The sequence below is a fragment of the Kribbella sp. NPDC020701 genome (assembly GCF_055562215.1).
Genome location: NZ_JBVHFT010000009.1, coordinates 141,296 through 162,476 on the forward strand (window position 1 = coordinate 141,296; position 21,181 = coordinate 162,476).

13 protein-coding genes are annotated in these 21,181 nt (G+C 69.2%); 4 read left to right on the top strand and 9 right to left on the bottom strand.

Going from position 1 to position 21,181, the window contains the following annotated elements:
- Positions 1-1,446: a gamma-aminobutyraldehyde dehydrogenase gene (locus ACZ3HV_RS22465; RefSeq protein ID WP_465686924.1), complete on the bottom strand. Its 1,446-nt coding sequence runs from the start codon at positions 1,444-1,446 to the stop codon at positions 1-3.
- A 76-nt stretch (positions 1,447-1,522) separates the two neighbouring features.
- On the opposite strand from ACZ3HV_RS22465, the gene ACZ3HV_RS22470 reads away from it, so the two are divergent.
- Positions 1,523-3,436, top strand: coding sequence for a primary-amine oxidase (locus tag ACZ3HV_RS22470; protein ID WP_465686925.1), 1,914 nt, complete (start codon positions 1,523-1,525; stop codon positions 3,434-3,436).
- A gap of 2 nt (positions 3,437-3,438) precedes the next feature.
- Here ACZ3HV_RS22470 and ACZ3HV_RS22475 read toward each other — a convergent pair whose 3' ends face one another.
- On the bottom strand, positions 3,439-5,562 hold the full coding sequence (locus tag ACZ3HV_RS22475) for a transglycosylase domain-containing protein (RefSeq protein WP_465686926.1): 2,124 nt from the start codon (positions 5,560-5,562) through the stop codon (positions 3,439-3,441).
- A gap of 10 nt (positions 5,563-5,572) precedes the next feature.
- Complete coding sequence (locus ACZ3HV_RS22480; RefSeq protein ID WP_465686927.1) at positions 5,573-11,089, bottom strand: ATP-binding protein; 5,517 nt, start codon at positions 11,087-11,089, stop codon at positions 5,573-5,575.
- 183 nt (positions 11,090-11,272) lie between these two features.
- Between ACZ3HV_RS22480 and ACZ3HV_RS22485 the strand changes: the two genes are divergently transcribed.
- The gene (locus ACZ3HV_RS22485; protein ID WP_465686928.1) at positions 11,273-12,631 is read left to right on the top strand and encodes an FAD-binding oxidoreductase; all 1,359 of its coding nucleotides are present in this window, start codon (positions 11,273-11,275) and stop codon (positions 12,629-12,631) included.
- Here the strand turns inward: ACZ3HV_RS22485 and ACZ3HV_RS22490 are convergent.
- Entirely contained in the window at positions 12,624-13,475 is an 852-nt protein-coding gene (locus ACZ3HV_RS22490; protein ID WP_465686929.1) for an NAD-dependent epimerase/dehydratase family protein, read from the bottom strand. The two genes, ACZ3HV_RS22485 and ACZ3HV_RS22490, sit on opposite strands and share 8 nt — an antisense overlap.
- Before the next feature lie 23 nt (positions 13,476-13,498).
- On the opposite strand from ACZ3HV_RS22490, the gene ACZ3HV_RS22495 reads away from it, so the two are divergent.
- Positions 13,499-14,656, top strand: coding sequence for a pyridoxal phosphate-dependent aminotransferase (locus ACZ3HV_RS22495; protein ID WP_465686930.1), 1,158 nt, complete (start codon positions 13,499-13,501; stop codon positions 14,654-14,656).
- Positions 14,657-14,693: 37 nt separating this feature from the next.
- Here ACZ3HV_RS22495 and ACZ3HV_RS22500 read toward each other — a convergent pair whose 3' ends face one another.
- Genes ACZ3HV_RS22500 through ACZ3HV_RS22520 form a run of 5 tightly spaced genes read right to left on the bottom strand, consistent with a single transcriptional unit; the run spans position 14,694 to position 19,721 of the window.
- Positions 14,694-16,034: a sulfatase-like hydrolase/transferase gene (locus ACZ3HV_RS22500; RefSeq protein WP_465686931.1), complete on the bottom strand. Its 1,341-nt coding sequence runs from the start codon at positions 16,032-16,034 to the stop codon at positions 14,694-14,696.
- Between the two features lie 10 nt (positions 16,035-16,044).
- Positions 16,045-17,190, bottom strand: a complete 1,146-nt coding sequence (locus tag ACZ3HV_RS22505; RefSeq protein WP_465686932.1) for a DegT/DnrJ/EryC1/StrS family aminotransferase — start codon at positions 17,188-17,190, stop codon at positions 16,045-16,047.
- Positions 17,187-17,936 (bottom strand): amidohydrolase family protein, encoded by a 750-nt coding sequence (locus ACZ3HV_RS22510; RefSeq protein WP_465686933.1) that lies wholly within the window; start codon positions 17,934-17,936, stop codon positions 17,187-17,189. Before ACZ3HV_RS22510 ends, ACZ3HV_RS22505 begins: the two co-directional genes overlap by 4 nt.
- Positions 17,933-18,610 (bottom strand): amidohydrolase family protein, encoded by a 678-nt coding sequence (locus ACZ3HV_RS22515; protein ID WP_465686934.1) that lies wholly within the window; start codon positions 18,608-18,610, stop codon positions 17,933-17,935. The genes ACZ3HV_RS22510 and ACZ3HV_RS22515 overlap by 4 nt, the downstream gene beginning before the upstream one ends.
- A gap of 4 nt (positions 18,611-18,614) precedes the next feature.
- Entirely contained in the window at positions 18,615-19,721 is a 1,107-nt protein-coding gene (locus ACZ3HV_RS22520; protein WP_465686935.1) for an extracellular solute-binding protein, read from the bottom strand.
- 281 nt (positions 19,722-20,002) lie between these two features.
- Between ACZ3HV_RS22520 and ACZ3HV_RS22525 the strand changes: the two genes are divergently transcribed.
- Positions 20,003-21,169, top strand: coding sequence for an ROK family transcriptional regulator (locus tag ACZ3HV_RS22525; protein WP_465686936.1), 1,167 nt, complete (start codon positions 20,003-20,005; stop codon positions 21,167-21,169).
- The last annotated feature ends 12 nt before the right edge of the window (positions 21,170-21,181 follow it).

Sequence of the window (21,181 nt, forward strand, 5' to 3'; positions counted from 1 at the left end):
TCAACCCTCGAAGCCGTGATGGAGCATGACGTGCTTGATCCGCGTGTAGTCCTCGAGCCCGTACATCGACAGGTCCTTGCCGTAGCCGGAGTGCTTGAAACCGCCGTGCGGCATCTCCGCGATCAGCGGGATGTGGGTGTTCACCCAGACACAACCGAAGTCGAGCCGGGCGGACATCCGGGCCGCGGTGTTCACGTTGGTCGTCCAGACCGAGGACGCCAGGCCGTACTCGCTGCCGTTCGCCAGCCGCAATGCCTCGTCCTCCTCGGTGAACTTCTGCACGGTCAGGACCGGGCCGAAGATCTCGGTCCGGATCAGCTCGTCGTCCTGTTTCAGGTCGGCGACGATCGTCGGCTCGTAGAAGTAGCCACGCTCGCCGATCCGGTGACCGCCGGTGGTTACCCGGGCGTGCTCGGGCGCACGGTCGACCAGGCCGGCCACGTGCCCGAGCTGGTTGGCGTTGTTGATCGGCCCGTAGAGGATGTCCTCGTCGGCCGGGTCGTACCCCGTCTTGGTCTCCTGGGCGGCGTCGGTGAGCTCCTGCACGAACTCGTCGTAGATACCTTCCTGCACGAGCACCCGGGTGGCCGCCGTACAGTCCTGGCCGCCGTTGAACAGGCCGGCCACCGAGATGCCCTCGATCGCGGCCGTGATATCGGCGTCGTCGAAGACCACCACCGGCGCCTTGCCGCCGAGCTCGAGGTGGGCCCGTTTCACGTCGGCCGCAGCCGCCATCGCGACGGCCATCCCGGCCCGCGTCGAACCGGTGATCGAGACGAGCTGCGGGACCTTGTGCCTGGTCAGCGCGGCCCCGGTGTCACGGTCGCCGCACACCAGGTTGCAGACGCCGGGCGGGAAGATCTCCTGCATCCTCTCGACCATCCAGTACGACGACGCCGGGGTGGTGTCGGACGGCTTCAGGACCACTGTGTTCCCGGCGGCCAGCGCCGGCGCGAACTTCCAGACCGACATCATCATCGGGTAGTTCCAGGGCGCCACCTGAGCGACCGGGCCGATCGGTTCGCGCCGGATCGACGAGGTGAACCCGCGCATGTACTCGCCGGCCGACTTGCCCTCCAGCACCCGTGCGGCGCCGGCGAAGAAGCGGATCTGGTCGACCATCGGCGGGATCTCCTCCGACCGGGTCAGGACCACCGGTTTGCCGGTGTTCTCGCTCTCGATCGCGATCAGTTCCTCGGCGCCGGCCTCGATCAGGTCGGCGAGCTTCAGCAGCGCGTGCTGCCGCTCGCTCGGTGTCGACCAGCGCCAGCTCTCGAACGCGGTCGCCGCGGCCTGGAAGGCCTGATCGACGTCGTTCTCGTCCGAGTTCGGCGCGGACGCGTACACCTCGCCGGTGGACGGGTTGACGATGTCCATCATCGCCCCGGACGCGGCGGCCTGGACCTTTCCGTCGATGACGTTGTGGAAGACCTTCTTCTCCGGCATGACAACCCCCTCGCACGGCCAACGAATCGTCCCCCGTGCCCTCAATCTAGGCTCACCCACTGACGAGGAGAAGCCCATGGCGACGCATCCACTCGAGCCGCTGGACGAGCACGAGTTCCGGCAGACGGCCGCGATCCTGCGCCGGGACGAGGAGCTCGGCGGGTCATGGCGATTCGCCGCGATCGAGCTGCTCGAGCCGGCCAAGGACGCCGTCAAGGCGTGGCGGCCCGGTGACGACATTCCTCGGACGGCGTTCGCCGTCCTGTGGAACCGGGCCGACAACCAGACCTGGGAAGCCGTGGTCGACCTGACCGAGGACCGCGTGGTGTCGTGGACCCAGGTCCCCGGGGTGACGCCGAACTTCACCGTCGACGAGTACCACGAGGTCGACGAGGCGATGAAGGCTCATCCCGACGTGATCGCCGCCCTGGCCGAGCGTGGCATCACCGATCTGTCGCTGGTCCTGATCGAGGTGTGGACGTACGGCAAGGCCTTGATGCCGGAGAAGTACCGCGACCGGCGGCTCGGCTGGTGCGACATCTGGTACCGCGAGACGCCCGACGGCAATCCGTACGCGCATCCGGTGTCCGGCCTCAAGGTCGTCGTCGACCTGAACACCCTGGAACTGCTCGAGCTCGAGAACGATCACGACCACGGGCAGCCGGACGTCGACGCGGAGTACGCACCCGGTGTGTGGAGCGGCTCGTTGCGCACGGACCTCAAGCCGCTGCACGTCACGCAGCCCGAAGGTGTCTCGTTCACCGTCGACGGCACCGAGCTCACGTGGCAGAAATGGTCGATGCGACTCGGCTTCAACCACCGTGAAGGCCCGGTCATCTACCAGGTCACGTACGACGATCGCGAGATCGCCTACCGGATGTCGTTCACCGAGATGGTGGTCCCCTACCGGGACACGTCGTTCGACCACTACCGGCGTACGGCGTTCGACATCGGTGAGTGGGGTCTCGGGTTCATGACCACGTCGCTCGAGCTCGGCTGCGACTGTCTCGGCGAGATCGTCTACCTGGACGCCGTACTGCACGATACGCACGGCGAGCCGTTCACGATCAAGAACGCGATCTGCCTGCACGAGGAGGACAACGCCGTCCTCTGGAAGCACGTCGACCACACCACGGGCGCCGAGGTCCGCCGGATGCGCCGCATGGTCGTGTCCTGTCACGCGACCGTGGCGAACTACGAGTACCTGATCTACTGGCGTTTCTACCAGGACGGCAACATCGAGTGCGAGGTCCGGGCGACCGGCCTGATGGTGACCACGCCGTTCGCCGCCGACGGTGAGCCACCACCGACCGGGACCGTGGTCGACAAACAAACGTATGCGCCGTTCCACCAGCACTTCCTGGTCGCGCGGCTCGACCTCGACGTGGACGGCGACGGGAACACCGTCCAGGAGGTCGACTCCCGGGCGCTGCCGGTCTCGCCGGACAACCCGTACGGACTCGCGGTCGTCACCGAGGCGACTCCGATCCGTTCCGAGTCCGAGTCAGCCCGTGACTTCAACTGGTCGACCCAACGGTCCTGGAAGGTGGTCAACCCGAACCGGGTGAACACCGTCGGCACGAACCCGGCGTACAAGCTCGTCCCGAGTGCCTCGATTCCGCCCCTGATGGACCCCGATACGCCGCAATACCTGCGCGCACCGGTGATCGGGCACACCGTCTGGGTGACCAAGCACCACGACGAGGAACGCTGGCCGTGCGGGGACTACCCGACGCAGTCGACGGTCGACGACGGGATGACCCGGTGGATCGCGGACGACGAGGCGCTGGAGAACACCGACGTCGTGCTCTGGTACGTGTTCGGCATCCACCACGTCACCCGGATCGAGGACTGGCCGGTGATGCCGGCCGACACGATCGCGTTCTGGCTCAAGCCGTTCGGGTTCTTCGACCAGAACCCGTCCATCGACGTGCCGCCGACGCTGAAGGCCGACGGCGAGGTCTGCGACCACTCCGCGCACGAGGGGTAGCGTCAGCCCGGCCGGTTCTCGTTGGGCTTGGGCTTGTTCTCGCCCGGCTTGGCGGCGGAGTCAGGGTCTCTGACCAGCCTGGAGGGCGGGGAGACGAACCGCTTCACCGGCATGCCGCGCAGCGCGCCCTGCATCGCGGTCTGCCAGAGCGGTCCGGCGGTGCCGGAGCCGGTCGGGTCGGCGATGTCGCGCCCGTCCAGGGTGTGCCGGTACATCAGGTTCGTGTACGGGAGATTCGCGTCGGCGACGACCGCGGCGGCCGCCAGGTTCGGGGTGTAGCCGGCGAACCAGACGGCCAGGTTCTGCTGGATCGTGCCGGTCTTGCCGGCCATGTCCCGGGTGCCGAAGCGCAGCCGGCCACCGGTCCCGCCGGGCATCATCACCGCGCTGAGCACCCGGTTGACGCCGTCGGCGACCTGCCGGGGGATGGCCTGCTTGCACTCGATCTGCGGGGTGTCGATGTACTTGCCCGACTTGTCCCGCACCGTGGCGACGACCAGCGGCTTGCAGTACCTGCCGCGGGCCGCGAACGTCGCGTACGCGTTCGACAGCATCAGCGGAGTCACGTAGCCGACGCCGAGCGTCATCGACACGACCTGGTCGAGCGGCTGGCCGGTCTGCGCGTTGTACATCCCGAGCCGGGCCGCGACCCCGGCGATCGGGCACAGGCCGACCCGCTGGGACAGCTGCAGGAAGTAGGTGTTGGTCGAGAACCGGGCCGCCTCGACCATGGTCAGGTCACCGCTGTGGGTCGAGTTCTGCGGGGTGTAGTCCGGGTCCCGGGTAAAGCCGGTGCAGGTCGTGAACTTCTTCCCACTCAGGTTGATCTGCTGCGGCGAATTGATCCGGTAGTCCATCGGGATGCCCTTCTGCAGGGCCGCCGCGATCGTGAACGCCTTCATCGTCGAGCCGTTCTGGAACCCGCCGTACCCGCCGGCGTAGGACTTCTCGACGTTGTAGTTGTAGTTCGTGTGGTTCCGGCCGTTGCCGTACGGCTTGCTCTGCACCATCGCCTTCACCACGCCGGTGCCCGGCTGAACCATGGTGATCGCCGCGATCGCGGTGTCGGTGGGCTTGCTGTGCGCCTCGATCGACGCCTGCGCGGCCGCCTGGATCCGCGGGTCGATCGTGGTCCGGATGGTCAGCCCGCCGGTCTTCAGGTAGTGGTCGCGGTCCCTGATGGTCGCGCCGAGGGCCGGGTTCTCCAGCAGCTTGGAGACGACGTAGTCGCAGTAGAAGGGGTACCGGGAGTTGGCGCAGCCGTTCGGCACCGGCTCGACCCTGGACAGGTTGATCACCGGGGCCTTCAGCGCCTGCTTGGCCTGGTGCAGCGAGATTACGCCGAGCTCGAGCATCCGCCGCAGCACCAGGTCCCGGCGGGCCTTGGCGCGGGTCAGGTCGTTGGTCGGGTCGTAGCCGGTCGGATTCTTCACCAGGCCGGCCAGCAGCGCGGCCTGCGGCAGCGTGAGTTTGTCGGCCGTAGTCCGGAAGTAGTGCTGGGAGGCCGCCTGGACGCCGTACGCGCCGTCACCGAAGTTGACCAGGTTCAGGTAACGCTCGAGGATCTCGTCCTTGCTCAGCTCGCTCTCGACCGCGATCGCGTAGCGCAGCTCGGTCAGCTTGCGCTGGTACGACACCTCGGTGGCCCGCCGGCGGGCCGCGGCGCTCTTCGCCTTCTCGACCAGGCTGAGCTTCACGTACTGCTGGGTGATGCTCGAGCCGCCCTGCTGCACCTCGCCCTCGGTCTGGTTGCGGATCATCGCGCGCAGCGTGCCCTTCAGGTCGAGCGCGCCGTGGTCGTAGAACCGGGAGTCCTCGATCGCGACGATCGCCTTGAGCATGATCGGGCTCATCGCGGCCAGCGGCACCGGGACCCGGTTCTGCTCGTACAGGGTGGCGATCAGCGTGCCGTCCGCGGCCAGGATCCGGCTCCGGACCGCGACCGGATCGACGTCGAGCTCGCGCGGCAGGTTCTGCACGGTCTCGGCCACGTGCTCCGAACCGCGCCCGGCGAACCCGGCGAACGGCACCGCGAGCCCCGCCGCCAGGGCGCCCGACAGCACACTCACGCCGATGAACGTGATCAACGACCGAGCCCGACTGCGACCGCCCCTCTCGGCACGCATACCCTCAAGGCTAAGCCAGCGGGGCGTTCCCGGCTAGGCCGGAAATGATTGCCTCGATCAACTTTGGGCGCAGTTCCGCCGCCGTGATGACCGCGTCGACCGATCCGACCTCGAGTGCGCGCCGGATGCTGTGCACCCGGTCGAACTCGGTGCCGACCTCGCCGAGCTTCTCGGCCCGGACAGCGGTTCGCACCTCGGCCAGCTCGGTCGCGAGGGCGGCCCGCTCCGCGCCGATCGCCTCCCGGACCTGCTCGGCCAGCGACGCCACCCGTGGGTCGGAGGCCGTCCGTGCGTCCACCTCACCGGCGAACACGACCGCGGCCGCCGGCGCACCACCGAGGACCGAGGCGAACGAGCCCTCGACCGCGAGCACCGTCATCCTCGGGTTGAGCGCCTTCGAGAAGACCACGAACGCGCCGCCGTGGTAGCGCGACACCACGCAGAACACGATCGGGCCCTCGAAGTTCACGATCGCGCGGCCGATCTCGGCGCCGTACTCCAACTGCAGGTTCCGCATCGAGTCGGGTGATCCGTCAAAGCCGGACAGGTTCGCCAGTACCACCAGCGGGCGGTTGCCGCTGGCCGCGTTGATCGCCCGGGCCACCTTCTTCGACGACCGCGGGAACAGCGTGCCCGCGGTGTAGGTGTCCGGCCCGTCGGCGGGCGGGAAGCCCCGCCGCGGCACGGACTTGGACTCGATCCCGACCAGGCAGACCGGATACCCACCGAGCCGGGCGTCCTGCACGACCGCGGTGTCGGCGTCGGCCATGCCGGCCCAGCGCTCCAGCACCGGGTGGTCCTGGTCGGTGACGGACCGCATCAGCGTGCGGATGTCGAACGCCTTCTTCCGGTCGGGGTTCGTCGCCGCCGAGAAGATCTCACCCACCGTCTTGAAGTCGCTGTCCGGCACGTCGTGCGGGTACGTCGTGACGTCGCGATCGACCAGGTCCGACGTGTCGGCCCGCCGTGGACCCGCCTCGCCGCGAACGACGTACGAGTGGTCGTAGTGCGCCATCAGCACGTCCCGCGCGCCCTTCAGGTCCGGCGCCCAGTACTGCGCCTGGCCGTTCGGGCCCATCACCCGGTCGTAGCCGCCGATGCCGAAGTTGTCCTCCGCGGACACGCTGCCGGAGAAGTCCAGCGTTTGCTTACCGGTCAGCACCATCGCACTGTCCGGCGTCATCACCAGGATGCCCTTGGTGTGCATCAGCATCGTCGCTTCGGCGTTCCAGTACGGCTGCGCGCCGACGTTGATCCCGGCGACCACGATGTTGATCTCGCCGCCGGCCTGGGTGAACTCGACGATCCGCTTCAGCGCCTTGGCGACCCAGTCCATGTTCTCGGTGCCGGAGTCCATCGAGATCCGGGCTCCGGCCGACAGCGAGTACCACTCGACCGGGACCTGCATCCGCTCGGCCAGGTCGAGGGCCGCGATGATCCGCGCGCACTCCCGCTCCGCCACCGCGCCGAGCGCCTTCGTCGGGTCACCGCTGAGCGCCACGCGCGTGACACCCTCCGGGTGCCGTGCGGTCGGCGTACGGACGATTCCGAGGATGATGCCGGCCTTGTTCAGCCCGCGGGGGCGCTCGACCGGGACCAGAGCGCCGGCGTCGTCGAGGTCGTGCTCGACGAACGAGCCGCCCACGCCGGCCACCATGTCGCTGACCTCGTAGGGGTAGATCGTGTTGCGCCGGCGGGATCGCTGCACCTTCTGGGCGTAGTCGTCGAGCGGCAGCAGCCGGCCGGTCGGCGGCAGCTCGATCGACGTGACGACGCCCGCGCCGTGCTGGTAGTAGAACCGCGCTGCTACCGGGTTGATAGTGCCGTCCGGCGCCGCGACCCGGCCCTGCACGAGGACCTCCTCGATGCCGGCTCCGGCGGTCAGCGGCGCGATGTTGCGCTGCAGGGCGCTGACCTCGTCGACCTGTACGTCGACGACCGGCCAGATCTGGACCCAGACGTGGTTCATGTCGAGCTTCGCCCCGGCCGCTCCCCGCTCGGTGCGGGCCCGGCGGATCGCCTCCAGGCAGTTCGCGATCGCCCGCTCCGCGTGCGGCAGCGAGGTCACCTGCCCGTCATCGTCGCGGACCACCGCGAACTGGCGCACCTGGGCCAGCGCGACGAGCCGCTGGTCGGCCTCGTTGTCGCGCGCGACGCAGTAGTAGAGCAGGACGTCTTCCGGGCTCTCCAGCCGGGTGATCCGGAAGTCGCGCAGGCGCCACAGGTTCAACCGGCGGCCGACCATCGGGTGCACACCGCGGACGTTGTCGTCCTCGGCCACCGAGCCGCCGGCCGGGCGGTAGGTGAAGTACAGGACCGGCCGGTCCGCACCGGGCGCGATCGCCACCGAGAACCGGCGTACGCGCTGGGCGATCGGCAGCTCGGCGACCATCCGGCGGAAGCGGTCGGACGCCTCCTGCTGCGACTCCGGCAGATCCGAGCCGTAGAGGTAGAGCTCGACCACGGCCTCGTGGCCGGCCGGGCGGGCGTCGATCCGGGTTGTCAGCGCCTGGGAAAGCCCGCTGTCCGGGTCGGCGATCTCGGCCACCGTGCCGACCGTGGTGACCAGGTGGCTCGGCCGGTCGTCGATCGTGTAGTCGGCGGTCGCGAACGGCCGCCCGTCGACGGCGAACGCGCGCAGGTCGTGCAGCTCGTACTCGCGGTAGTGCCGGCGGATCAGCACCTCGAGCATCGGCTCAGGCTCACCCCAGCCGCGCTCCAGCCGCTGTGCCAGGAACCGGACGATCGGCTCCGGGATCGCGGCCAGCGCGTCGATCCGCTCCTGCCGGTCCGGTGCCTCCGGGTGCGCCGCCAGGTCCGCGACCTCGTCGCCGACACCGGCGATGATCGAGGCCCGCTCCGCGTCCACCAGCGGCTGGTCGAACCAGCGGAACCGGACGCTCCGGGCCAGGTCGCCGACCACCGGGAAGCGCAGCTGGGTGGCCAGCACGAGCCGGTCCAGCAGGTCGTGCGCGGACTCGTCCAGCGGCGCCTCCGGGCGCGGCTCGTCGATCCAGCGCTGCAGCAGCGACGTCACCAGCAGCACGTCCGGCGTCGAGCGCTGCTGGGCGAGGAAGATCCGGAACACGGCCTCCTCGACCTCGGTGCTGCGCTCGAGATCCGTGACGCCGTAGTGGCCGAGCACCCGGGCCAGCCGGGCCCGGAACTCGCTCGGCAGGCCGCCGCGCTCGGGGTCGAGGCTCTGCAGGTAGGTGTGGAAGTGCTCGCGCGGGCTGTGCACCCGGTGCTCGGTGTTGATCTCCTCACCGGCCGGCCGGTTGCGGCTCAGCTCGGCGAAGTCGGCGAAGACCTTCAGCAGCTCGATCTCGGCGACGACCGGCGGCTCCGGGAGCTCGGCCCGCGCGATCAGGTACCCGGCCAGCATGCCGCCTTCGTCACGCGGATCGATGTCGAACCCGAGCAGCATGCTGCGCAGGTCGTCCAGACCGCGCTCGACCCGCTCCGCGGCGGACTTCTCCCCCGACCCGTTCGGCAGGTCCAGCCGTACGCCGTTCCCGACCGGCGCGGCGACCTCCTCCGCGCCCTCGTCCGCGACCGGCTCCAGCCGGAGCAGCGGCGCCCCGGTCTCGACCTGGCTGCCGGTGGCGACCAGCAGCTCCTTCACGGTGGCCTTGAACGGCGCGTACAGCACCGTCTCCATCTTCATGCTCTCCAGCACGAGCACCGGCGCACCGGCCTCGACCTCGGTGCCGGTCTGCACCGGCGTCGCGACCACCAGCGCGGGCGCGGGTGACCGCAGTACGCCGCCTTCGTCGCGGCTGACCCGGTGGGTCACGCCGTCCACCTCGACCAGGTGGACCGGCCCATGCGTCGCGGTGACGAGCCGGAACCGCTGACCACCGACGGTCAGGCGACCGGTGTAGCTGTCCAGCCGCTCCAGATCGGCGTCCACCACCTTGAACTGGTCGTTGCCGGAGCCGACACCGACCCGGAACCGGGACGGGCCGATCCGCGCCACCGTTACCCGGTAGCTCGCGCCGCGCAGCTTCAGGTCGATCGCGCGGCCGACCTCGTGCTGCACCTGTGGACGGCCGCCGTGCGCGGTCTCGAGCAACCGCGTCAGCTCGACCTGCTCGGCGTCCTCGTAGCCCTCGATCGCGGCTGCGACCAGCGCGACACCGGAGTGCCGGTGCGACACCAACCGGCCTTCGCCGCGGACCCGGTCGATCCAGCCGGTGTCGGCGCTGCCGTCGATCACCTCGGGCTGGGCGAGCAGGTCGAGGATGAAGCTCTTGTTGGTCGCACCGCCCTCGATCAGCACGGTGGTCGCACCGACAGCTCGGCGCAGCCGGGCGAGTGCCTCGTCGCGGGTCCGGCCGTAACCGATGATCTTCGCGATCATCGAGTCGAAGTCCGCCGGGATGCTGTCCCCCGCGCTCACTCCGGTGTCCACCCGGACACCCGGGCCGGCCGGCAGATCGAGGACGGCGATCCGCCCCGGCGACGGCGCGAAGTCGCGGTCCGGATCCTCGGCGTTCAGCCGGGCCTCGACGGCGTGGCCGCTCTCGACGGGCCTCGGGCCCTCCAGGCGGCCGCCGTTCGCGACGTGCAACTGGGCCTTGACCAGGTCGACCCCGGTCGTCATCTCGGTGATCGGGTGCTCCACCTGGAGCCGGGTGTTCACCTCGAGGAAGGCGAAGCTCTTCTCACCCGGGTGGTACAGGAACTCGACCGTCGCCGCGCCGCGGTAGCCGACCGCGAGCGCCAGGCGCTCGGCCGATGCCTTCAGGTCGTCGACCTGGGAGGCGGCCAGCAGCGGGGAGGCGGACTCCTCGATGACCTTCTGGTTCCGGCGCTGCACCGAGCAGTCCCGGACACCGAGCGCCCAGGCGGTGCCTTGACCGTCCGCGATCACCTGCACCTCGACGTGCCGGGCTCCGGTGACGAGCCGCTCGAGGAACACGACGCCGCTGCCGAACGCACGGGCGGCTTCCTCGCTGGTCCGCGCGTACGCGTCGGTCAGCTCGTCGGCGGAGCGGACCACCCGGATGCCGCGGCCACCGCCGCCGGCCGTTGCCTTGAGCATCAATGGGTAGCCGATCGTCTCGGCCGCCCGCAGCGCCGCCTCCAGCGACTCGACCGGTCCGCGGCTCCACGGCGCGACCGGTACGCCGACCTCCTCGGCGATCAGCTTGGACCCGATCTTGTCGCCGAGTCTGCGCATCGCCTCCGGCGACGGTCCGATGAACGTCACGCCGATCCGCTCGCACAGTTCGGCGAACGCCGGGTCCTCGGCGACGAATCCCCAGCCGACCCAGGCCGCGTCGGCCTTAGTCTCGCGCAGGGCGCGCTCCAGCAGGGCCAGGTCCAGGTACGGCCGCGCCGACGCCGGGCCGAGGGGGTACGCGATGTCCGCTTCGCGGGCGAAGGTCGCAGTCCGCTCACCATCCGTGAACAGGGCGACCGTCTCGATCGGGTCACCGCCCTCGGCGTTGACCTCGCGAACAGCGTTGATCAGCCGCATCGCGGCCTCGCCTCTGTTCACCACTGCGATACGCTTGAACATCGACCGCCTCCGTGTCTCACCCTGCCGTCTGCGGCCAGGATCGCCAACCGCTGGCACAGGTTTTCAGCCCTGGACCCCTACCGTCGAGTCGGGTCCCTCTTTCCGGTGCGTCGTCACTCGCGGTGACCGGTTTCGTGACCCTTTCGGCCGCAAGACTGTCGGGAACTTTGGGGAGGGGTACCGATGGGTGGGTTGATCGAGCGGTTGCGGGCCGAGGTGGCCGGGCCGGTGCTGGCACCGGAGGACGCGGAATTCGCGGCGGAGCTGGCCGGCTTCAACACCGCGGTCGTGCACAGTCCGGACGTCGTGGTCGGGATCACCAGCGAGGCCGACGGTGTCGCCGTCGTACGGGCCGCGGCCGAGACCGGTACGCCGGTCCGCGTGCTGGCGACCGGACACGGGTCGGCGACGGCGATCACCGGCGGGATCGTGGTCACCACGTCCCGGCTGACCGGCGTCAGCGTCGACGCGGACGAGCAGGTGGCCCACATCAACGCGGGCGCTGTCTGGGCCGAGGTGGTCACGGCCGCCGCGGAGCACGGGCTCGCCCCGGTCACCGGTGCGTCCGACGTGGTCGGCTGCATCGGCTACACCCTCGGCGGTGGACTGGGCCCTCTGGCCCGGACGTACGGCTTCTCGTCCGACTGGGCGCGTGGCTTCCGCGTCGTGACCGGATCCGGCGAGGTCGTCACCGCAACAGCGACCGCGCACCCCGATCTCTTCTGGGCCTTGCGCGGCGGCAAGGGCGGCCTCGGCCTCGTCACGTCGATGGACTTCGCCCTGGTCGAGCTGACCACGCTGTACGGCGGTTCCGTGTTCTTCGAGGCCGAGCACATCGCTCCTGTGCTGACCGCGTGGGCCGGCTGGACCGGCACGCTGCCCGAGACCGCCAACTCCTCCGCCGTGATCCTCCGGCTGCCGCCGCTCGAGTTCATCCCCGAACCACTGCGCGGCAAGACGGTCCTCAACGTCCGCTTCGCGTTCGTCGGCGACGCGGCCGAGGGCAGGCAGCTGTTCCAGCCGATCCGGGACGCGGGGACGACGCTCATCGACGCGGTCGGCGAGATGCCGGCGTCCGACATCGCCCTGATCCACAACGACCCGAAGGACCCGACCGCGGTGTTCGACCGTGGCCTGATGCTGACCGCACTCGACGCCGACTTCATCGAGGCGTTCCTCGACGCTGCCGGCCCGGACCAGCAGTTGCCACTGGTCGCGGTCGAGCTGCGTCATCTCGGTGGAGCGACCCAGCGCGACGTACCCGAAGGCAGTGCCGTCGGCGGTCGTGGTGGAGCCGGCACGCTGGTGATGATCGGCGCACCGGACCCCAGCCTGTTCGAACAGGTGCTGCCGGCAACGATCGACGGCATCCTGACCAGGCTCGCGCCGTGGATCTCCCCTGAGATGACGGTGAACTTCGCCGGCGCCTTCACGCTGCCCGGGTCCTACCAGGCATCCTGGCCGGCCGACACGTTCACCCGCCTCGCCGAGGTCCGCGCGACGTACGACCCGGAGAAGGTCTTCCCGTACGGGCCTAGCTAGTCCGCCAGGTGTGCTCGGGCTCGTAGCCGAGGAGTCGGCGGGCCTTGTCGATGGACAGCAGCGTCTCGTTCGGGCCGAACGGCTTCTTCACCGGTACGCCGGGGAACACCTCGGCGAGCAGTTCCTCGTTGGGCCGGGACATCACCGTGTCCGCGTTCGCGACGATGAACACGTCCGTCCCGGTCACGCCGTACTCGAGCGCCTTCCGCACCGCCTGCGCGCCGTCGCGAGCGTCGATGTACCCCCAGAGGTTCCACTTGCGCGCCTGCGCGTCGGCGTCGAACGACGGGAAGCGCGCGTAGTCCTCGGGGTACATCACGTTCGAGAACCGCAGCCCGATCAGCTTGAGGTCCGGATGCCACCGGCACAGCTGCCGGGCCAGCTCCTCCTCGAGCGTCTTCACCAGCGAGTAGGTGCTGTTCGGCCGCGGCGGGTAGTCCTCGTCCACCGGCACGTACGGCGGGAACTCGTCGAACGGCAGTCCGAGCACGGTCTCGCTCGACGCCCACACGATGTTCCGGACGCCGGCCCGCAGCGCCGCCGAGAACACGTTGTACGTGGCGGTCATGTTGTTCTCGAACGTCGCCGCGTTCGGCCGCAGTCCAGGGGCCGGGATCGCGGCCAGGTGCACCACCGCGTCGACGCCGTCGTGCCGATCGTCGATCCCGGCGATCGCCTCGTAGGTCTGGCCGAAATCGGTCAGGTCGAGTCGCGTCGACACGACATCGCCCCGCGCCGGTGCCGCCTGATCGAGCGCGACCACGTCCCACCCGTGGTCCGCCAAGTGATCGACTACTGCCCGGCCAAGTTTGCCGCTGCTCCCGGTCACCGCTACACGTGTCATGCGCTCAGACTAGGGTGGACGTCGTGAAGCTTGCCGGGCGGATGGAACGACTGGGGACCGAGTCTGCGTTCGAGGTGCTGGCCAAGGCGAAGGCGCTGGAGGCGAGCGGCCGCGAGATCGTGCACCTGGAGATCGGTGAGCCGGACTTCGACACTCCGGCGCATGTGATCACCGCCGCGCAGCAGGCCCTGGACAAGGGGTTCACGCACTACGTGCCGGCGCCCGGGATCCCGGAGCTGCGGACCGCGGTGACGGAGTCGCTCGAGCGCACCGGCCGGCTGACCACCTCGCCGGACCGGGTCGTGATCACACCGGGCGCGAAGCCGATCATGTTCTTCACGATCATGGCGTTGTGCGAGGAAGGCGACGAGGTCCTCTACCCCGACCCCGGCTTCCCGATGTACGCGTCGATCGCCGCGTTCGCCGGCGCGAAGCCGGTGCCGGTGCCGCTGCGTGAGGAGAACGGGTTCGTCATCGACCCCGACGAACTACGGTCGCTGATCACCGACCGGACCAAGCTGCTGATCCTCAACTCGCCGCACAACCCGTGCGGCAGCGCCTCCACCCCCGAGCAACTGCGGGCGATCGCCGACATCGCGATCGAGCACGACCTGGTCGTCCTCAGCGACGAGGTCTACTGGGCACTGCGGTACGACGGCGACCACCACAGCGTCCTCGATCTCGACGGCATGGCCGAGCGGACGATCCTCCTCGACGGCTGGTCGAAGACGTTCGCGATGACCGGGTGGCGGCTGGGCTTCGGTGTCTTCCCGCAGCCTCTGGTCGAGCCAGTGACGCGTCTGCTGATCAACTCCGTCTCCTGTACGTCGGCCTTCAGCCAGTACGCCGCCATCGCGGCCCTCGAAGGTCCGTGGGACGACGTCGAACGGATGCTCGAGGCCTTCCGCGAACGCCGCGAGGTGATCGTCTCGGGGCTGAACGCCGTACCGGGTGTGTCCTGCGTCGAACCGGAGGGCGCGTTCTACGCGTTCCCGAACGTCAGCGAGCTCGGCCAGTCCGCGGCGACGCTGGCCGACCGCCTCCTCGAGGAAGCCGGCGTCGCGGTCCTCCCCGGCACCTCCTTCGGCGCGTACGGCGAGAACCACCTCCGCTTCTCGTACGCGAACTCGGTCGACAACATCCGCCGCGCCCTGGACGCCTTCACAGCCCTCGTCAGCTGAGCGCTTCCTCCACCCCACCCCCACGCATTTCATCTCTTCAGCTGAGCGCTTCCTCCGGATGGATCAGCCTTTGACCCGACGGCCGCTCGGGGCTCAGCGTGATCGCAGGTTCTTTCTCCCCCGCGGCGGTCATCCGGCGGACGAGTCGCTCGCGGAGCCGGTCGGCGACGTGCGCGTGTGACTGGTAGCCGATCAAGTTGTCGAGCTCGTCCGGATCGGCCATCAGGTCGTAGAGATACGCCTCGTCGTACCGTTCGGCCGCGGGCGCGTCATCCAGCGCGGTCACGCCGTACTTCCACCGCTGAGTCCGCACCGCGCGGGCCGTCTCCGACTCACTGACCTGCACGAACACATCGTCCGGCCAGTCCGCATCGCGATCGTGCAGCAACGGCACCACCGAGCTCCCCTGCATCTCCCCCGGCACCGGCAGGCCTGCGGCGTCGAGCAGGGTCGGCGGGAGATCGACGTGGCTGATCAACTGATTCACCTGCCCGCCGCCGGTGAAGACACCGCCGGTTGCAACCGTCGGCACCCGGATCGACGCGTCGTGCACCGACCGCTTGTACTCGTCGTTGCGCGTCGTGAAGTGGTTCCCGTGGTCGGACGTGAACACCACGATCGTGTCGTCGCGCAGTCCGAGACTGGTCAATGCCTCCAGCAGCCGTCCGTACGCCTCGTCGATCCGCTTGATCATCCCGTAGTACCCGGGCAACTGCCGGTACGCCGTACCACCGAGCGTCGCCAGGTCCGGCGGTGTCCACGCAGCGCGGTAGCGCTCGGCGTACCCCTCGGGCGCGGGATAGTCGTCGCGCCGGTTCTGGTGATGCGGTTCGAGCAACGACACGAACAGGTAGAAGGGCTGCTCCCTCGGTACGGCGAGGTAGCGGATGGCGGCGTCCGTGAGCGCGTCCACCCGGTAGCCGGGCAACCTCACCTGCGCGCCGGTCCCGTCGTACACGATCGTGTCGTACGCGTCCGACGTGTGCTCGAGTGCGTTGGCGGCGAGCCAATAGTCGTAACCACCGCGGTAGCGCGGTTCGACCGGTCCGCGCACGGCTGGGTCGCCGAGGTGCCACTTGCCGATGTACGCCGTTTCGTAGCCGGCTGCACCGAAGTGGTGGGCGAGCGTCTTCGAGTCGTCAGGCAGCGGGATCCCGTTGCGCCACGGCCCCGCCGTCGTCGGGTAGAGCCCGGTCTGCAGGGTCGCCCGCGCCGGAGTGCACAGCGGTTGGCAGGTGAAGGAACTGGCGAAGTGGGTGCCAGTTCGGCCGACGCGATCCAGGTTCGGGGTCAGCTCCAGCGGGCAGCCGTGCAGGCCGGTGGTGTCCCAGCGTTGCTGGTCGGTCAGGAAGACGACGACGTTCGGACGGGACGACATGGAAGCATTCTCAGCCACCGGAGAACGCTTGCCGAACCTTTCGGGCCGCTTGACCGATATCGGCCAGCGCTTCGTCGTCGGCCATCAGGAGGCTCTGGCGGATCCAGACCACCGAGTCCTCGGCAGCTTCGGCCACCGGGCAGGGCTGGAGATCGGAGTAGGCGCTCAGTGCCGTCTCGTGGGAAAGCGAGCGATAGCCGGCGTCGAGAGGGACACCCTCGGCGACCATCGCGGCGATGAACTCGGCCTTACTGCGTCCACCGAAGGCATGCGGGTCGTAGCGCACCAACGCGAGATGGTGACTACTCCTCGTCGTACCCGCAGGCGCCGGAAGGATGTCGAGTTCCTGGCGCAGGTAGTCGACCGCACGCTCCCTGGTCTTGAGTTGCTCGTCGAGCAGGGCGAGTTGGGGCAGCAGGACGGCGGCCTGGAACTCGGTCATCCGCAGGTTCCAGCCGACATCCGGATGCTCGTACCATCCACCCTCAATGCGCCGGCCGACGTTGTGCAGTGCCCACAGCTTGCGATACACCGCTTGGTCGGACGTCACGATCAGCCCGCCCTCGCCGGCCGTCATCGCCTTGCTGGACTGGAAGCTGAAGCACGCTGCATCCCCGAGCGTCCCGACCGGCCGATCCCGCCACATTGCCCCATGCGCTTGCGCCGCATCCTCGACGATCGGTACGCCGTACTCCTGCAACGCATCGACGTCCGCTGGGCCGCCGGCCAGATGCACCGGCATGATCGCCTTCGTCCGCGGACCGATCAGCCGTTCCACCGCCACCGGATCGAGATGCAACGTCTCCGGCGTGACGTCCGCGATCACCGGTCGCGCGCCGGCCAGCACCACCGCGGTCGCACTCGCCACGAACGTGTACGCGGGCACGATCACTTCGTCGTCCCGGCCGACCCCGAGGGCCCGGAGAGCGAGGAAGAGCGCGACCGTGCCGTTCACGACCGACACGCCGTACGGCGCTCCGATCGACGCGGCGAAGGCCTGGGTGAACTCACCGACCTTGGTCCCGGCGGTCGATCCCCACGCGCCGCTGTCGAGCACCTCGAGCAGGAGTTCACGCTGCTCGGCGGTCGCGGGCGGTGGCCACGATGGCCAGCCGGCCGTGCGTACCGGCGTACCGCCATCGATCGCGAGCCTCATCTGCGTCCCTCCAGGAGCCGGGTCATCGTGCCGGACAGCAACTGATCGCGGTCGTCCGCGGAGATCGGTGCGAGCTGCACCCGGCCGAGGCCGACGCGGAGATCGAGGAAGAGTGCGTCGGAGCCGAATGCCATCCGGTCCGCACCGACCTCTTCGACCAGCCAGGCGACGTGACGTGCGGTCGTCCGCGAGCCGCAGATCTCCAGCGTCACGTTCGGGTACTTCAGCGCCACCTCGGCCGCCGCGGGAAAGCCGGCCGGGTAGAGCCCGGCATGTCCCATCAGCAGCTCGACCGACGGATACCGTGCGGCGACGGTCGCGAACCGATCCGGACCGCACCACGGCGACGAGAACATCCCGTGCGCGAGCACAAGGCAGTCGTGCTCGGCCGCCACTGTGAACGCCGCTTCGTATCCCGGCCCGTCCAACGGATGCTCATGGGTGTCCGGGTGCAGCTTGAGCCCGACGATCCCCGGTGTCGCCAGCAGGTCGGCCGCCCGTACTGACGCCTCCGGGTCGTGCGGGTCATAGACGGCGTACCCGAGGAAGCGGCCGGGATACTGCTCCAGTTCGTCAAGCAGCAAAGCATTCCCGGCCCGTGAGTCGGGGCCGATCGCGAGCAGGTGCGATACACACATCGTTGCCACGCCGCATCGGTCCATCACCCGGACCAGGCTCGCCGTCGAGCTGTCCGGGATCGCGAACGCGAACCACGCCCCGAGGTGCCCGTGGGCGTCGATGATCATCCGAGCAACTCCATCACGTTGCCACCGGCAATCAACTCGACGTCGGCCGCGGGGAGCTCCAGATGATCGAGCTGGAACCGCGGTCCGGCATCGTCGGTCAGCGGCGCCCCGGTGCCGAAGAGCACCCGGTGAGCGCCGTACCGCTGGGCTACCCACTCGACCTGCAGATGGCCGCACAGCGTCGCGGTGTCCACTCTGATCCCGGAATGGACGTCCATCAGCTCAGCCAGCTCCCGCAGCGCGCGGTAGCCGGTGTTGATCAGCACGATCCGCAACGCCGGCACCTCGGTCGCGAGCCGGCGGATCGCGCCCGGATCCTCCAATGCCACCAGGGCTGTGATGCCACGCTCCGACAACTCCCGGGCCATGACGACCCCGTGCGGCCCGGCGAACACGAACCGGTGCTCAGCCGGACACAACCGGACCAGCTTCGCCGTCGTCGGCACCGCCGTACCCAACGGCCCGGGCACGACGACCGGCACGCGGACCAACCGTGGATCGTCCGGGAGTTCGGCGAGTGCCAGCGGGTCGTAGTACAGGTCGTGCGAATGCACGACACAGGCCGTGTCGATGGCCAACCGGTCGAGCTCGGCCAGTAGCCCCGCCGCGTCCGCACTCGGTACGTCGCCCGTCGGCACCGGACCGACGATGCGGTTGACGTCGATCACTCGCATGCGGTCAGCGCTGTCTGGACAGCAGGTCGTCGGACTGCTTGGCCGCGTCGTCGAGGGCGTGCTGCGGTGTCTTCTTACCGGTCAGCACCGCCTGGATCTCGACCGCGACCAGCGCCATCACCTGCCGGGCCGCCGGGTTGACCTCACCGGAGTACGCATACTGCAAGGCCTCCTCGAACTTCTTCGACTGCTCGCCGGTGGCCGGCACCGGCGCGTCGGTCCGCGGCGACAGGAAGTTGGCCGCCGTGCCGAGGCTGATGACCTGCTTCGGTTGCGTCATGAAGGTGAGGAACTTCCCCGCGGCCCCGACGTCCTTCGACCCGGCGTTCACCGCGAGTCCACCGGGCAGGCCGAATCCGACACGCTTCTTGTTCTCCAACGGTACGCCGACGATCACGTTCGCGGCACCCCAGCCGGCGGTCACCGTCTTGGCGTCGATCAGCGTGTTGGTGAAGCCCATCGCCACCTGCTGTTTGCCGAGCGCCTGGTCGGCGACCACGTTCGCGTTGCTCAAGGCACTCTTCGGAATCGCGCCGGCGTCGTACAGGGTCTTGAGGAAGGTGAGGGCCTCGACACCCGGCGCCTGGTTGAACGCGACCTTCTTGCCGTCCTCGGCGAACACCGTGCCGCCGGCCTGCCAGAGCAGCGGGTAGAAGCTGAGGTTCAGCGAGGTCTCCGGCGAGGCCGAGTAGTCCAGGGTCGCGACGCCGGCCCGCTTGAGCTTCGGCGCGGCCGCCTTCATCTCGTCCCAGGTCTCCGGCGGCTTGGTGATCCCGGCCTTGTCGAGCAGCGACTTGTTGTAGATCGTCGTCGTGACGGTGTGATAGATCGGCGCCGCGTAGAGCTTGCCGTCGACCGTCAGCGCGTCCAGCGCACCGGGCAGGAACTTGCCCTTGTCAGCCTCCAGCACCTTGTCGATGCCGGCCTTGGCCGCCTCGAAGTCCTTCTCGATCTGCGTCCAGTACGCCGTCGCCGCCTGCTCCTGGGAGATCACCGGGTACATCCACACCGTCACGACCGCCTTGGCCGACGACTCCCCCGAACCCCCACAAGCACTCACCGCCGCCACCGCCAGCACCGCAAGTGCTCCTGCCAACCGGCTGACCTTCATCGGATCTCCTCGGGCTGAGCCTTTACGGCCATGACCGAAAATACCGGAGTCAACTCGAGAGCGCCATGAGATAGTGCAGGCCGAACGTCTCGACGCCGGCGTACCCCCTTTCGCCGATCTGCCGCAGCACACCCGGGAAGTCCTCCCGCGCCAACGTGAAGATCGACAGAGCTGGGCAATGTTCGGTAGCTTAACGAACTCCCGTAGGCCCAGCAATCGCCGACGGTTGCGTTAATATGGACCAGCATTGCGCGAGGACGTTTCGATGTCAGGAGCCTGTTGTGAGCCCAGCGCCGACGCCTCCGAGCCGACTGGACCTGCCGGACAGCTCCCGCGGTGTGCTGCGACGGCTGGCGACGCACGGACCGGCGACCCGCCCCCAACTGGCTCAGGCGCTGGGCTTGTCGCGGCCGACGATGTCGGCGGTGATGCCCGACTTGATGAACCTCGATCTCGTCAGCAACAGCGGTTCCTCGCGCGGCGCGACCGGTCGCGCCGCCGTGCTGTACTCCCTCGCGGCCGGCGCCGGTCACGTCCTCGGGGTCGAGATCGGTGCGACCCGGGCGCGGGTCGTGGTTCATTCGCTGGACGGCGAGCAGATCGCGGCCCGCGAGGAGCGTGTCTCGGCCCGCCGGCGCAACGCCACCGACGCGGCGGTGTCCGCCACGACGGAGCTGTGCGAGAAGGTACTCGCCGAGGTGGGTGACGATCACGGCCCGCTGCGCGACGTCGTCGTGGCCGCACCGACCAAGCCGACCACCACGCCGGCGAGCGACAACGCCGACGGGCTGCAACCCGATGGCGTCGAGCAACTCGCGGCCGCCCTGCCGGTGCGGGACGGCGTACCGGTCATCGTGGAGAACAATGTCAACTGCGCCGCGATCGCCGAGCACCGTCTCGGCGCGGCGCAGAACCAGGACACCTTCGTGTATCTCCAAGTGGGTGTGAAGATCGGCCTCGGCATCGTGATCGACGGCAAGCTGATGCACGGCGCGCACGGTGCGTCCGGCGAGGTGGCGATGATGCCGTTCCCGTGGTCGCCGGGTGAACAACCGGCCCGCGCCGGCCTCGAGGAGTACCTCGGTTCCGAGGCCTTGATGGCCCGCTGCGCGGCGAGCTGGAACGCGAGCAGCGGCCCGATGCCGAAGGACGCGGAGGCACTGTTCCAGGCCGCGGCCCGAGGCCAGTCCACCGCGCGCCGGATCGTCGATCAGCACGCCACCGACATCGGCCGCCTGGCGGTGGGGGTGATGAGCGTGCTCGACCCCGGACTGGTCGTGCTCGGCGGTGGAGTCGGCCAGAACCAACTGCTCCTTCCCGGCGTCCGCCGGGCGACGACCGCGCTCGCCTGGGACACCGAGATCACCGTCGGCGCGCTGGGCGAGCACGCCACCGTCCTCGGGGCCGTTCACCTCGCCATCACCCGGGCACTGGACCGCCTGACCTGACCTGGTCAACCA

Excerpts from the sequence above, each read along its gene's own strand:
- ACZ3HV_RS22475 (WP_465686926.1), bottom strand. The coding sequence starts at position 5,562 with ATGCGTGCCGAGAGGGGCGGTCGCAGTCGGGCTCGGTCGTTGATCACG.
- ACZ3HV_RS22470 (WP_465686925.1), top strand. The coding sequence starts at position 1,523 with ATGGCGACGCATCCACTCGAGCCGCTGGACGAGCACGAGTTCCGGCAG.
- ACZ3HV_RS22490 (WP_465686929.1), bottom strand. The coding sequence starts at position 13,475 with ATGACACGTGTAGCGGTGACCGGGAGCAGCGGCAAACTTGGCCGGGCA.
- ACZ3HV_RS22510 (WP_465686933.1), bottom strand. The coding sequence starts at position 17,936 with ATGATCATCGACGCCCACGGGCACCTCGGGGCGTGGTTCGCGTTCGCG.
- ACZ3HV_RS22480 (WP_465686927.1), bottom strand. The coding sequence starts at position 11,089 with ATGTTCAAGCGTATCGCAGTGGTGAACAGAGGCGAGGCCGCGATGCGG.
- ACZ3HV_RS22515 (WP_465686934.1), bottom strand. The coding sequence starts at position 18,610 with ATGCGAGTGATCGACGTCAACCGCATCGTCGGTCCGGTGCCGACGGGC.
- ACZ3HV_RS22505 (WP_465686932.1), bottom strand. The coding sequence starts at position 17,190 with ATGAGGCTCGCGATCGATGGCGGTACGCCGGTACGCACGGCCGGCTGG.
- ACZ3HV_RS22500 (WP_465686931.1), bottom strand. The coding sequence starts at position 16,034 with ATGTCGTCCCGTCCGAACGTCGTCGTCTTCCTGACCGACCAGCAACGC.
- ACZ3HV_RS22485 (WP_465686928.1), top strand. The coding sequence starts at position 11,273 with ATGGGTGGGTTGATCGAGCGGTTGCGGGCCGAGGTGGCCGGGCCGGTG.
- ACZ3HV_RS22465 (WP_465686924.1), bottom strand. The coding sequence starts at position 1,446 with ATGCCGGAGAAGAAGGTCTTCCACAACGTCATCGACGGAAAGGTCCAG.
- ACZ3HV_RS22520 (WP_465686935.1), bottom strand. The coding sequence starts at position 19,721 with ATGAAGGTCAGCCGGTTGGCAGGAGCACTTGCGGTGCTGGCGGTGGCG.